The 12,264-nt window shown below is 54.5% G+C and carries 11 protein-coding genes; 8 read left to right on the forward strand and 3 right to left on the reverse strand.

Annotation, left to right across the window (positions count from 1 at the left end; translation table 11 throughout):
• Positions 1-55: 55 nt before the first annotated feature.
• The 4 genes from ACGYK7_RS14315 (at position 56) to ACGYK7_RS14330 (ending at position 3,693) form a co-directional block, all read left to right on the forward strand.
• Positions 56-1,396 (forward strand): type IV secretory system conjugative DNA transfer family protein, encoded by a 1,341-nt coding sequence (locus ACGYK7_RS14315; RefSeq protein WP_394403145.1) that lies wholly within the window; start codon positions 56-58, stop codon positions 1,394-1,396.
• Between the two features lie 214 nt (positions 1,397-1,610).
• A complete protein-coding gene (locus tag ACGYK7_RS14320; protein ID WP_127044712.1) occupies positions 1,611-2,645 on the forward strand; it encodes a replication initiator protein A in 1,035 nt (344 codons plus the stop codon).
• 114 nt (positions 2,646-2,759) lie between these two features.
• The gene (locus ACGYK7_RS14325) at positions 2,760-3,428 is read left to right on the forward strand and encodes a ParA family protein (protein ID WP_267168826.1); all 669 of its coding nucleotides are present in this window, start codon (positions 2,760-2,762) and stop codon (positions 3,426-3,428) included.
• Entirely contained in the window at positions 3,412-3,693 is a 282-nt protein-coding gene (locus ACGYK7_RS14330; protein ID WP_074948197.1) for a chromosome partitioning protein ParB, read from the forward strand. Before ACGYK7_RS14325 ends, ACGYK7_RS14330 begins: the two co-directional genes overlap by 17 nt.
• Positions 3,694-3,705: 12 nt before the next feature.
• On the opposite strand, the gene ACGYK7_RS14335 is transcribed toward ACGYK7_RS14330, so the two are convergent.
• Positions 3,706-3,972, reverse strand: a complete 267-nt coding sequence (locus ACGYK7_RS14335) for a Txe/YoeB family addiction module toxin (RefSeq protein WP_267168762.1) — start codon at positions 3,970-3,972, stop codon at positions 3,706-3,708.
• Positions 3,969-4,220 (reverse strand): type II toxin-antitoxin system Phd/YefM family antitoxin, encoded by a 252-nt coding sequence (locus ACGYK7_RS14340; protein ID WP_037275337.1) that lies wholly within the window; start codon positions 4,218-4,220, stop codon positions 3,969-3,971. The genes ACGYK7_RS14335 and ACGYK7_RS14340 overlap by 4 nt, the downstream gene beginning before the upstream one ends.
• Positions 4,221-4,331: 111 nt before the next feature.
• Between ACGYK7_RS14340 and ACGYK7_RS14345 the strand changes: the two genes are divergently transcribed.
• The 3 genes from ACGYK7_RS14345 to ACGYK7_RS14355 all read left to right on the forward strand — a co-directional run bounded on the left by ACGYK7_RS14345 (position 4,332) and on the right by ACGYK7_RS14355 (position 9,505).
• The gene (locus tag ACGYK7_RS14345; protein WP_394403147.1) at positions 4,332-5,516 is read left to right on the forward strand and encodes a hypothetical protein; all 1,185 of its coding nucleotides are present in this window, start codon (positions 4,332-4,334) and stop codon (positions 5,514-5,516) included.
• Positions 5,517-5,800: 284 nt separating this feature from the next.
• Positions 5,801-9,094, forward strand: a complete 3,294-nt coding sequence (locus tag ACGYK7_RS14350; protein ID WP_394403149.1) for a DEAD/DEAH box helicase — start codon at positions 5,801-5,803, stop codon at positions 9,092-9,094.
• Between the two features lie 126 nt (positions 9,095-9,220).
• A complete protein-coding gene (locus ACGYK7_RS14355) occupies positions 9,221-9,505 on the forward strand; it encodes a hypothetical protein (RefSeq protein ID WP_394403151.1) in 285 nt (94 codons plus the stop codon).
• 161 nt (positions 9,506-9,666) lie between these two features.
• On the opposite strand, the gene ACGYK7_RS14360 is transcribed toward ACGYK7_RS14355, so the two are convergent.
• Complete coding sequence (locus tag ACGYK7_RS14360; RefSeq protein WP_394403153.1) at positions 9,667-10,731, reverse strand: helix-turn-helix domain-containing protein; 1,065 nt, start codon at positions 10,729-10,731, stop codon at positions 9,667-9,669.
• A 337-nt stretch (positions 10,732-11,068) separates the two neighbouring features.
• Between ACGYK7_RS14360 and ACGYK7_RS14365 the strand changes: the two genes are divergently transcribed.
• Positions 11,069-12,250 carry an ABC transporter substrate-binding protein gene (locus tag ACGYK7_RS14365; protein WP_394403155.1) on the forward strand — a complete coding sequence of 394 codons (1,182 nt, stop codon included), beginning with the start codon at positions 11,069-11,071 and terminating at the stop codon, positions 12,248-12,250.
• Positions 12,251-12,264 lie beyond the last annotated feature (14 nt).

Here is a 12,264-nt window from a genome sequence, read left to right on the forward strand (position 1 = left end):
TGCCAGCATCAATCCCAAAATTCAACTGCCCCACACTTTACGGTACTCTCGATGGATGGACCCGCGCGACATTGCCCAGCTTGTCCGCAACAAGACCAGCCTGCCCCTGGCCCTGCACAAAGGCAAGCTCCTGCGCTACGTCAAGAACGATGCGAAAGGATGGCGCGGCGGGCATCACCTCGTCGTCTCCGGCACACGCGGCGGCAAGGGCGTCAGCGCCGTGATCCCCGCGATCCTCGATCACCAGGGACCGGTCGTCGTCCTCGACATCAAGGGCGAGAATTTCGCCGTCACGCGCCGCCACCGCGAAGAGCTCGGGCGCAAGGTAGCCGTTCTCAACCCCTTCGGCCTCGTCGAAGACGGAAAGGATCAGTTCAACCCGCTCGACTACATCCGGCCCCATGAGCTGGCGCGAGACGTTGCCCTGGTTGCGGACGGCCTGGTCAAACCGGAACAAGGCGACGGCGCGCATTTCTCTGAAATGGCCCGCCAGCTGGTCGCGGCGGCGATCGAAGTGATCGTGACGCAGGAAGAACCGAACCGGCGCAATCTGATCGCCGTCGCCGATCTTCTGCTGTCCGCGAACCTCGACGGCACGCTTGAGGCCTGGGCTGAAAATGGCGACCTTGTCGGCCACCGCCCGGCCCAGACCGCCGCCACCATTCTGCGCGCGGGAGACAGAGAACGCGGGTCGATTCAGACAGCGGTCTCAAAAGCTTTTGAGTGGATGCAGTCCGACAACATGCGCCACTTCCTGGCTGGGTCCAGCTTCCGCATGGATGATCTTCTCGATGATCGGGTCGATCTCTTCATCGCGGTGCCCCTCGACCAGGTGGACAAGCAAGCGATCTTCATGCGCCTGTTCATCAACCTTGTCCTGGGCACGGTCGTGCGTCAGGACGGGCGGCGCAAGGTTAAGGCCCCGATCCTGCTGGTTCTCGATGAATTCGTGCGTATGGGCCGCATGGAGCAGATCATGAACATTGCCAACGTCGCCGCAGGAGCCGGTGTGGAAGCGCTGTTCGTCACGCAAGACACGGGTCAGGTCGAAAAGGCCTATGGGCCAAACGATGCCCGTTCGATCTTTGGCTCCTGCATCACCAAGCGCGTCTTCAACCTCAACGACATCGAAACCGCCGAATGGGCAGCGCGCCACCTCGGGGAAAGCACCGTCTATTCTCAGCAAATTCGAGAGGGCAAAGCCCCGAACGAGGGCCGGGATTTTTCCTACTCGGAGCAGCGACAGAAGCTCATGACTGCTGAGCAGATCACTGGCATGAAGGCGGATGATCTGCTGCTGTTGGTGGGCAATCGCAACCCGCTCAAGGCCAAGCAGAATGTGTATTTCAAGAGCAAGATTTACCGTGGACGGTTTGATCAGAATCCGCTGAATTGAGTTGATTTTCCAAGTTATCCACAGGCTTAGTGTGTTAAATATGTGTTAAATATAGTGTTAAGCTGTTTTTGAGGCCTGTTTTACTATTTTGAATCAACGTGTTACGCATTCGATCAGTAACTAAAAACACGAATCTCGGTAACTGAAAACACGAACTTTGGTAACTGAAAACACGAATCTTGACATGGGTAACTGAAAACACGAATGTGCTGCTATGGTAACTGAAAACACGAACCCACTGACACCCCTTTTGCCTGATCGTCACCCTCAGCACGATCTGTTCATCTGTGACGTTGCAGACGCTGTTCTCAAGGACGTCATGCAACATATGGAGCATCCGTTCTACTCACTCTCCAAGAAACCAGAGACTTCTGTGAAGCGTTATAGGAACGGTGATCACTGGTTGGAAATCACGCCGAGTGTCAAAGGGCTGGCAACCATCTATGACAAGGACATCCTGATTTACTGCATCAGTCAGATTATGGCGAAACTTAAACATGGGGAACCGGTCTCGCCTCGCGTTCGTATCAATTCGCACGAACTCCTGATTTTCACGAACCGTGGCACCAGTGGTCGAGAATACATCTCGCTCATGGATGCGCTTGACCGGTTGGAAGGCACGCGGATCAGAACGAACATTGTTTCTGGTGACGAAGAACAGATTGATGGGTTCGGGTTGATAGACGCCTCCTCCATCCGTCGAAAGCAAGGCCTCGACGGTCGTTTGCTCTGGTGTGAGGTCAAGCTGTCGGACTGGGTCTTCAATGCAATCAAAAACGAAGAGGTGCTGACCCTTCACCGCGACTACTTTCGCTTGCGCAAGCCGATTGAACGCCGCGTTTACGAGCTAGCGCGCAAGCACTGTGGCCAGCAAAAAAGCTGGAAGATTACCCTAAAGCACCTGCTTATGAAGTCTGGGTCGCAAAGCCCAGAAAAGCGATTTCGTCAGATGATTAAGCAGCTGGCGGTTCATGATCACCTGCCAGATTATCAAGTGTTCTTCGATGAAGTGGCGGACATGGTGGTTTTTACCAATCGCGGCACGATGACCCCGCCCTCCCTTATCGAAGGGCGTATTCCTCCACTTAAGTCTGAAACCTACGATAGGGCGCGACAGGCCGCGCCTGGTTGGGATGTACGTCACCTGGAAAGTGAGTGGCGTGACTGGATCGTGGAGGCTCCGAGGGATGTGGATGCCGCATTTGTAGGCTTTTGCCGCAAGTGGTTCGAGAAGCGCGGTAGACCATAATCGGATTTAAAACCGGTTATTGATTTAAATCCGGTATCAAATTTTATTCTGGTATTGGAAATTTTACCGGTAAGTGATATGTTTCCGGTAACGAAAATAGTATGAGGCCGAGCAATGCCCGTCATCGTCATGGCAAGCCCCAAAGGGGGCGTCGGAAAATCCACATGTGCTGTAATCCTGGCCACAGAGTTCGCTCGGATGGGAGCTCAAGTGACAGTCTTGGACTGCGACCCCAACAAGTCACTGACCCGATGGGCATCTCACGGACTCCCCAAAGGTGTGACGCTTCATCAGGATATAGGGCGCTCTGAGATAGTGCCGACGATCAGGGCATCAGATGGCGATGGGCAGATCGTGATTGTTGATCTTGAAGGCGTAGCATCGCAGCTTGTCAGCCGCGCTATTTCTCAAGCTGATCTGGTTATCGTTCCTATGCAGCCAACGGCGCTCGACGCGGAGATCGGGTCTGAAGCCTTGGCTTTGATCCGGGAAGAGGAAGAGGCGCTTGGTCGCACAATCCGTCACGCCGTTGTTCTGACCAAAACAAGCGCAGCTGTGAAAAGCCGCGTTCAAAGAGATCTGGAAGAACAGCTGCGCGGGGCAGGGATAGACCTGATCGAACCGTCGCTCGTCGCTCGCGCGGCGTTTTCAGAAATCTTCGCTTATGGCGGTGATCTGACCGCGATGATGAAAGACCCTGACATGGTAACTGGCGGCAAGGTCGATAAGGCCTTGGAGAATGCCAAATACTTTACGGAGGCTGTCTATGAGCGGCTCAAATAGGCTTGCAGGGCTGAAGGCCCGACCAAAAGACACCACGGTTGCCGAGGTCCGCCGTGTCGATGAGGTTGGAGAGGCGAGGGGCTTCCTTGATCGTACCCCACGCAAGAAACCAGGGCGTAAACCAAGCCCACGCACCTATCAGCTGCACCCGAAGGTTTTCCCTGAAGTCGGGGAAGCGATTGCCGCTGAGGCAGAGCGTCTTGGCATCACGCAGGGCCAGCTAATAGAGATGATGTGGGAAGAATATCAAAAGCTTGCGCGCTAACCTTGGGACCATTCAGTAATGGAACCGCAGTTGCGCAATCTCTAGGCTTTGGCGATCGCCAGCTCCACTGACCCGGTAGACCATTCGATCTTCCTGAGAAATTCGCCGCGACCACCAGCCTGTCAAATCGCCCTTCAAAGGTTCCGGCTTGCCGGTTCCCTTGAAGGGGGTCCGCTTGCACTGCTTGATCAGCTCGTTGATCCGGTCGCGTACCTTGTCGTTGGTGTTGACCCAGTATTGATAGTCTTCCCAGGCCTGATCGGAAAAAACCAGCTTCACTCGGCCAGCTCACGCTCTTCGCCAGTTCCAGCATCGAGTTGCGCGATCGACGCGCGCAAGCGGGATGCGTTTTTCGGTGTGGACAAGAGGTGCAACGTCTCGTTGACGGCGTTCCAAGTGTCCAAGGACACAACCACAACGGACTCGCCCTTCTTGCGCGTCACGACAACTTCCTGCTTGTCGTGGATCGCTCGATCCATGACGCCCTTCAGTTGAGCTCGTGCGTCTGAGTAGGTCATAACATCCATGTCGACTCTCCTTTGCTTCCCTCTATATGTACAACATTAAGTACAAGTAAAGGGGTGGTACGAAGGCGGCAGTCAATTTCATGGAGAAATTACGAGAGAGAAAGGGCTCACATGAATGACATCGTTACCCGCCCCGCAGAGGAAATGTCTCGCGAGGAACTTTACGAACTGGTCTGGCAGACCCCCATGAGCAAGCTTGGTGCCCAACTCGCGACGAACGGGCCAGGCTTGGCCGCTCTTTGTCGAAAGCGCCAAATCCCTACGCCACCCTTGGGCTACTGGCAGAAAAAGGCCGTTGGCCGTGCTCCTGAAATGCCTCCTTTGCCGTCATTCGAACCGCCCCAAAAGACCTCCCCTTCAATCAAGCCAGCGCGGGGCAGTGGTAGACCGCCAGTACCTGCGTCCGTCCCATCTCGCGACGCTGAGTCCGTTGCGGGACTACCACCCTTCGATGAAGACGACGAAAGCCTTGACCATATGCGAGCGCTGCACCCGAAGGTGAAGGCATGGGTCGCAGAGCACCGTCAGCGACAGGAGAGCCGTCGAGCGGAAAACCGGCAACGGTCGCGCGACTTTTGGGGAGGATCACTTCCTCATATCAGCGACCTCACTGCGCGTGACCGATATCGCTTCAGGGTGACAAGCACCCTGTTTCGCGCGATCGAGAAGCAAGGGGGACAGATCGGCGAAGCCAAGCTTACAGGCAAGGTGACGTTTCTTGTCAGCGAGCAAGAGCTCAAGTGCGTAATCGCTGAGAAAATGTCGAGGGCGACAAAGATCATGGAAGGGGCAGGGAAGTGGACGGCCCTTCCTCATCACCACCAAACAGGCCTTGTTTCCTCTGGTTTTCTGCGCGTGAGGTTCGACACATACGTCAATGGCCGCAGTCGCGACTGGATTGAAACGCCCAAGAAGAAGATGGCGATTATCCTGCCTGATATTGTAAGCGCCATTATCGCGGCAGGGCCGCTTTTGGCAGAGGAGGCGCGGGAGCGCGCAGAATGGCACCGACGATACGAACAAGAGCAGGCAGAGCGCCGTGAGCGCCAAAGACAGCTGGAGATAGACCACAAGCGCTGGTGTCGGTTTCAGGACCACGCGGAAAATTGGCGTGTGCGCGCGCGGCTTTTGGTGTTCATCGAAGAGCTACGCCACCGTCTGCAAATTGAGGGTGATGCCGATATTGAAGGTAGACCTCTCAGCGAGTGGATTGTCTGGGCCGAAGAACGAGCCCTGTCGCTCGATCCGTTCCAGAACGATCTGAAAGGGCTTTTTGAGGCAATAAGTTTAGGCTGATTTTACCGCATGAAGGAGTAGCCCCCAAGGGTGAGAAAAATTGAACAAGCGGCACAATCCGTGACAGGTCCAATATGGACAAAGCCGCAGACAGCTTCCTCGGCTTCGTAGACGTTGCCTGCATCAGGCTATGGCTTAGCCATGTTGTCAACATGGCCTAATCTCTGGAATGAAGTCTCAGCTTTGGTGACGGTGCGACCTAAGTTATGATATTTCTACTCAAAGCTGTGCTACAAACAAAAAGTAATCTTCATGCTCGATACCGATTACTAAGAGGAGCTCGCGTGAGCCTATTTCCCAAGCCGCTTGGTATGGTGGATCTTCCAGCGCTTCCAGAGCGGAAGATTAAAGTTGGCGGTAACTGGATTGTGCAGGCCCCTTTCTTGGGGACAAGCACGAAAGCTCAAATTTCGCCCTCCCAGTTCAGGGATCATGATCTGATTATGACTGAACTGAGCGCGCCCTATGACGAGTTACTGCTCCGGCACAAGGGGGCTAAAAAAGTCGATAGCGATATGCCCGTGGTTACGGCATCAGCCACTCTTACCTATGAAGAACAGCCTGCCGACTTCACGCTGAAGTGGGACAACCTCGGCAAGCTCGCAAGATACGCCGATACTCCCGAAAAGGTGCTCGACGCGTGGGTCAACGCCTTTGATTTTCATACTGAAGATGAGGTTGCTGGGCGCGCTGGACTTCGAACGCCGCAGATCGGTGCTCTTCACGCCATCGCTGCGCATTTCGCCGTCGGAACTGATTTCGAGCCTGCGACTGTCGTTTTGCCGACGGGTACCGGCAAAACCGAAACTATGCTGGCGACCCAGGTATATCGTCGCTTGGAAAGGACGCTCGTTCTCGTGCCCAGCAAAGCGCTACGTTCACAGATTGCCGAGAAGTTCATCTCTCTAGGTGTTTTGCCTGATACGACCGTCGTACCGCCCGAAATCGCATGCCCCCGTGTAGCAGTGATCGCGACCGGATGGAAAACCGTTGATGATGCCCGGGAGATCGTCCGGCAAGCGAACGTCATCGTGACCCTGCCAAACACACTGGAGGCTTCCAATCAAGAAGCTGTAGCGGCGCTGATCGAGAGCACAACCGACTTGTTCGTCGACGAAGCCCACCACGTGTCGGCTGCAACATGGCTGTCCATTCGCGACAGGTTCGATGCGAAACGCATCCTTCAGTTTACGGCCACGCCATTCCGCCGAGACACCAAACGCGGCGATGGCAAGATAATATTCAACTACAAGTTAGGAGATGCACAAGCGGCTGGCTACTATCGGCCGATCAATCTTATTACTGTCGAAGAATACGGAGAAAACGAGGCGCGCGATCGCACAATAGCTGTCGCCGCCATCGCTGCATTGCGTCGTGACCGGGACGAGCTGAAACTCGACCATCTTCTCATGGCGCGCACCAAGTCCAAGGATAGGGCTGAGCAGGTATGCAGGCTCTACGCGGAACTCGCGCCCGACCTGAAGCCCCTGTTCGTTCACTCCAGCCTAGGTGTGCTCGCCACAAAGGAAGTGATGACGAAACTGTTCGACCGTGGGCCGCAAGGTTCGCGCATTGTCGTGTGCGTCGACATGCTGGGCGAAGGCTTCGACCTGCCTTTCCTCAAAGTTGCCGCTCTGCACGACAATCACAAATCTCTGGCGATCACACTCCAGTTCATCGGCCGTTTCACCCGTAAGGGCGATCCAGCCAAGATAGGTGAAGCAACAGTCGTCACGAACATTGCCGACCCTGAAGCTGAGAAAAAGCTGGCTAACCTCTACGCCGAAGGTGCGGATTGGGACCGGATCATCAAGCGGCTTAGTGAGGAGCGTATCGACGAAGAGCTCCGCCTTCAGGATGTCGTCTTCGGCCTTAAGGCGGAAGGAACGCTCCACGATCAGCTATCGCTGTGGAACCTGCGGCCAGGACTGTCAGCCCAGTTCTTCAGGACGAAGTGCGAGACGTGGAATCCAGTCGCGTATCAGGAAGTGCTGCCGAAAGGAGCTGAAAGCTGGTTTTCCTATAGCGAAGAAGATGGTGTTCTGGTCGCGGTCATCTGCCGCGCGGACAAGGTAGGCTGGGGTAATTACCAGAACGTCTTAAACACGATCTACGATCTGCTCGTCATTCGGTGGGACAAGGATACTAGCGCCCTATGCCTCTACTCAAGCGACTACAAGGGTGTACGTTCGGAGAAGCTCGCTCAGATGATCACCGATGACCGCACCGAACTCGTCTCGGGCACACCGATTTTCAACATCCTCAACAACGTCGAATTACCACTCGTGAAGAGCCTCGGTTCATCACGGATTGGCGCAATTAGCTTCACCTCTTATTTTGGCCCCAACGTTACGGAGGGGCTTGCGCTCATCGAGAAGGCGCAGTCCGAGCTTAACAACCTTGCCTGCCTCGGCTACGAAAACGGCGAGCGTGTCATTTGGGGTGGCACCCAACGCCGCGGCAAAGTCTGGCAGCAAAAGGCTGGTACGATCGCCGAATGGATTGAGTGGACCAAAGCCACTTGGGCCAAGGTTACGAAAAATGGTGAGGAGCAAGCGAACGTTATTCGCGACTTTCTCAAGCCTGAAAAGTTGAACAAACCTCATTCATCCCAAGCCATCGCAGTACAATGGGGCGAGCAGGCCCAACAGCGTTTCAATGATCGTCAATCAGTCCTGTTTGGCGATGCCGAAGTGCCCATGTACGAGATTGATCTCGAGCTCGGTGAAGCCGGTCCGAATGGCGAAATCCATATCCGGATCGTTAGCGAGAATGCGGCTTCGGAATACAGCCTTACCATCAGCGAGGACCTGCCGGGTGGCTACAAACACGACCACGTGACCGGCCCGTTGGTACACTTCAGGATCGGGAACGGCGATCCCGTTAATTTGCCGGAATATCTGCTTAAAGACCCATTCGTCATTCACTACGTAGACGGTACTTATTCTTACAATTGCTACCACATCCCCGCAAAGCTAGACGCAGGTTTGTTCCCAAAAGATCGCTTGGAAGCTTGGGACTGGACGGGAATTCCTCTTAACAAGGAGTCGATGCACAAGAAGGCCGAACAGGCGACTATTCAGTACCGAACAGCTGAGAATCTGAAGCGGGAGTACGAAGTCGTTTTCAACGACGATGGATGCGGGGAAGCCGCCGACTTGGTGTGCTTGAAGGACGTCGATGAGGACACAATCCGGCTGTGTCTCGTACACTGCAAAGGCGCGCATGGCGGTCAGGTGTCGCGCAACATCACAAATTTTTATACCGTGTGTGGTCAGGCGCAAAAAAGCATCACCGCTAAGCACGCAGGCCTACCGACGCTCTACCGCGATCTCAAACGCCGACACGAATCGTGGGCTCGTGAAGGAGCCAGCAGGTTCCTCAAAGGCGATATGAAACAGCTCGCCTATTTCAAGGAGAAGGCTCGGCGCGCCAAGATTGAGTTCGAGATGATCCTCGTTCAGCCAGGCGGGTCAGTGGCCACCATCACCGATGACGTACTTCGCTTGTTGGCGACCACGGAGCTCTATCTCTTCAAGACGACGCAGGCGAAATTGCGTGTGATAATGTCGAGCTGACACCGTTCATGCCTAAGGCCAGAGCCCGTGCAGGCAGGCAAGCCGTCACGATCAGCCACGTCAAATTCGAATTGCACAAAGGCCAGCCTTGAATAGGCTAAGGCAAAATTCAAGGAAGATAAATTAATGTCTGTATTCGTAGTTACATGGAATTTGAATAAAGAGCGCTCGAACTACTCCGCCGCCCGTACCGCATTCATTGCGCAGCTTGAAAACTATACAAACAAGTCAGATTCTGGATTGGAGTCAGTACGGTTCATCGAGACAAATCAGAGCGCTGATCAAGTCGACAGCTTCTTGCGCCAGAAGATGGATCAGAACGACCGTCTTCTCGTCTCCAAAATGAACCATGGGCAACATCAAGGATGGCTAAGCAAGGAGGTCTGGGATTGGATAGATCCCCGCCTCTAGCAAAAACAGCGCACCAGCGAGTGCCGCACGTAGGTGTCTTTGTTAACTGATGGCTGACGCTGGTTTGTTACGGAAGCAAGCGCAAGTATCAGGATGTATGCGAGCTTTTGGTTGATAGCTCGCATGCCATGAAAGCGTCCAGTTGAGTCCAGTACAACGACCTACTGCAATGAGCCATCATCGTTAGAAGCAGCGAAGATGCGAAGCCCGTTCTTGCGATAGTTCGATGGAGCTAGTCCACCGACCCGGCGGAAAAAACGTGAGAAACTGGCCATCTCTGCGAAGCCGAGGCGGTCGCTGATTTCAGACATCGGTAGGTTAGTATTGTCGAGCAGTTCACGAGCTCGGCGTAGGCGAACATTGTCGAGAATCTGGCGATAGCTGCTGTTAGCCTCAGCCAGCTTGCGATGTAGTGATCGCTCAGACGCATTAAGCGCACGCGCTGCCTGTTGCGCGTTTGGAAATGCCCCCCGAGACTCCATAAGTAGCTGATAGACCGATTTCACAATGCCATTATGCTTCGGGCTGGTCTCGAGTATGTTCTGGCAAAGTCTTTTGTAGTTCTCAGCCAGTAATGGGTTTGCTAATGGTAGGGGTAGGGCCCCTGTGCCCTCGGCAAAATGGATACAGTTGCGCTCAGCACGGTAGGCGATATCGACCTGCCAGCGGTCTTCTATACCCATCCATCCTTTGGGCCGGTCGAGCCGGCTTTCGATTAGGCGCAGCGGCAAGTTTTCTTGCCGCATATCACGGAAGAACGTCGGACCGGAGCCGAGTAGGCGTTCGTGCATAAACTCTTTCAGGTCAGCGGGGACGTATTCGTCGTTAGCGATGAAGGCGACGGCGATGCCATCCTCTTCAAGGATGTCGTATTCAATTAGTGCATACCCCAGTGCTTGCATTGTTGTGAAGGTTCGTAGGCCTTCGGTAACATTGCGCGAAACTAGGGCAGCCAGTCCAAGGGGACCGTAGGCTATTAGACTGTAGCGCAGACCAGTCAGGAATCCGATGGCGGGAATATGCTTTGTATTCTGCCAGAACAATCGCTGGAAGGCCAACTCTTGATGGCCGTTCAGAGAGCCCCATGGGTCATCTAAGATTTCTGGAACTAGACCTGATCCGATGATCAGCGGGATGGGATCAATGTCATATTCCCTCAGGATTTCGGCCATGATGCGAAGGCTCTGATTCGGGAGGCGGATGCTTTGGATCAGACCGACTTTCATAGAGATTTCCCCGCGTTTCACATCGAGGTCGAATGTGACACACTGGCAGTTAAAGTCAAATTATTGGCGTGGTTGAACATTCTCAATGATGCGAAAAGTTGTAACTCTTGGCTTTGGAGGAGAGCTGAAAAAGGCTAATTCAGGGGAAAACTGATATTTTTCGCAAACGCTGTATCCCTGGTTTCTGGTGGATACGAATGCGGTCAGTTGGCTGAATCTGACAACTCTCTCTATGCCAGTGCGGCAAGCGACGCCATACGCCCCCAGACAGTTTTGGGTGCATTGGGTCGATGATGCTTGGCAGATTGTTCGAGCGATGCATCCTTGGGAGGGAAACATGAAACGTCGAAATTTTCTGCAGACAGCCGGGGCCGCTGCCCTTGTCACCACGCTGCCAGCGCCGATGCTGCGTGCTAGGACAGCGGAGGAGTTCCACATTGCCGCCATTCTCGCTTTTTCCGGTGCTTACGGGTTGATTGGGAACGACATGCGTAAGGGCGCTGAACTGGCTGTCGCAAAGCGCGGCGGCATGGTGCTGGGTAAGCCCATCCGCTTCACTTGGGAAGATGATGAAACCAAGCCACAGCCTGCGGTGCAGAAGGCCAGCCGGCTTTTGGCAGAAGGCGCTCAGATGATGTTCGGTGCGGTCAGTTCCGCCTCAACGCTGGCTTTGCAGAGCCTGTCGACTCAGCGCAAGGTACCACACCTTGTCACAATTTCAGCCGACGATGCGATTACCAAGAGAGATGGCGCGCCCTATTCTTTCCGAACCTCCAACACGCTCGGCATGGAAGTTAATATGTCTATGGAGTTCGTTAAATCGCGTGGGCTCAAGAAGATCTATGCGGTGACTGCCGACTATCAGGCAACGCGCAGTGGTTTCGAGCAGTTCGCCGAATTAGCAAAGGCCGCCGGGGTCGAAATTGTTGGTAACGACTATGCGCCACTCGGCAACCGTGATTTTTCTGTGATTATTGACAAGATGGCGCGGTCGGATGCGGACGGGATCGCGGTCATGGCCACTGGTAACGATGGCATCACGTTCGTTAAGCAGGCTGCCCAGATCGATCTGGGCAAGGAAAAGGTGATTTTTGGGCCTGTTCTTCAAGACGATGTATTCGCCGCCGCAACCGGTCCAGCAGCGCTTGGAGTGAATTCCGGCGTGCGCTATCACTACAGCGTCGACAATCCCGCAAACAAGGCTTTCGTTGAAGCCTACCGGGAAGCGCATGGTGCGTTTCCGTCAAGCTTTGCGGGCGAGGCCTATGACGGGCTGAGCTGGTGGCTTGATGTGGTCGAAGAGACTGACAGTTGGGATGTCGATGCTTGGGTCGAGGCCTTTGCAAACAGCGTCTATGAGGACTCGGTTGAAGGTCGCAAGGAAATGCGCGCTTGCGATCATCAAGCTTCGCAGGTCGGGCTGTGGGGAGAGGTCGTCAGGGGTGAAGCGCCGATGCCTGAACTCACTATGAAAATTACTGAAATCTTCCCGGCGGAACGTCTTTTCGACAGCTGTTGAGTAGACTGACGCAA

The organism is Sulfitobacter sp. 1A15299, from assembly GCF_043556915.1.
Taxonomy (GTDB): domain Bacteria; phylum Pseudomonadota; class Alphaproteobacteria; order Rhodobacterales; family Rhodobacteraceae; genus Sulfitobacter.

What these genes read in the sequence shown, in the direction of transcription:
- ACGYK7_RS14345 (WP_394403147.1), top strand. Translation starts at nt 4,332, where the DNA reads ATGAATGACATCGTTACCCGCCCCGCAGAGGAAATGTCTCGCGAGGAA.
- ACGYK7_RS14320 (WP_127044712.1), top strand. Translation starts at nt 1,611, where the DNA reads ATGGTAACTGAAAACACGAACCCACTGACACCCCTTTTGCCTGATCGT.
- ACGYK7_RS14330 (WP_074948197.1), top strand. Translation starts at nt 3,412, where the DNA reads ATGAGCGGCTCAAATAGGCTTGCAGGGCTGAAGGCCCGACCAAAAGAC.
- ACGYK7_RS14365 (WP_394403155.1), top strand. Translation starts at nt 11,069, where the DNA reads ATGAAACGTCGAAATTTTCTGCAGACAGCCGGGGCCGCTGCCCTTGTC.
- ACGYK7_RS14360 (WP_394403153.1), bottom strand. Translation starts at nt 10,731, where the DNA reads ATGAAAGTCGGTCTGATCCAAAGCATCCGCCTCCCGAATCAGAGCCTT.
- ACGYK7_RS14340 (WP_037275337.1), bottom strand. Translation starts at nt 4,220, where the DNA reads ATGGATGTTATGACCTACTCAGACGCACGAGCTCAACTGAAGGGCGTC.
- ACGYK7_RS14315 (WP_394403145.1), top strand. Translation starts at nt 56, where the DNA reads ATGGACCCGCGCGACATTGCCCAGCTTGTCCGCAACAAGACCAGCCTG.
- ACGYK7_RS14355 (WP_394403151.1), top strand. Translation starts at nt 9,221, where the DNA reads ATGTCTGTATTCGTAGTTACATGGAATTTGAATAAAGAGCGCTCGAAC.
- ACGYK7_RS14325 (WP_267168826.1), top strand. Translation starts at nt 2,760, where the DNA reads ATGCCCGTCATCGTCATGGCAAGCCCCAAAGGGGGCGTCGGAAAATCC.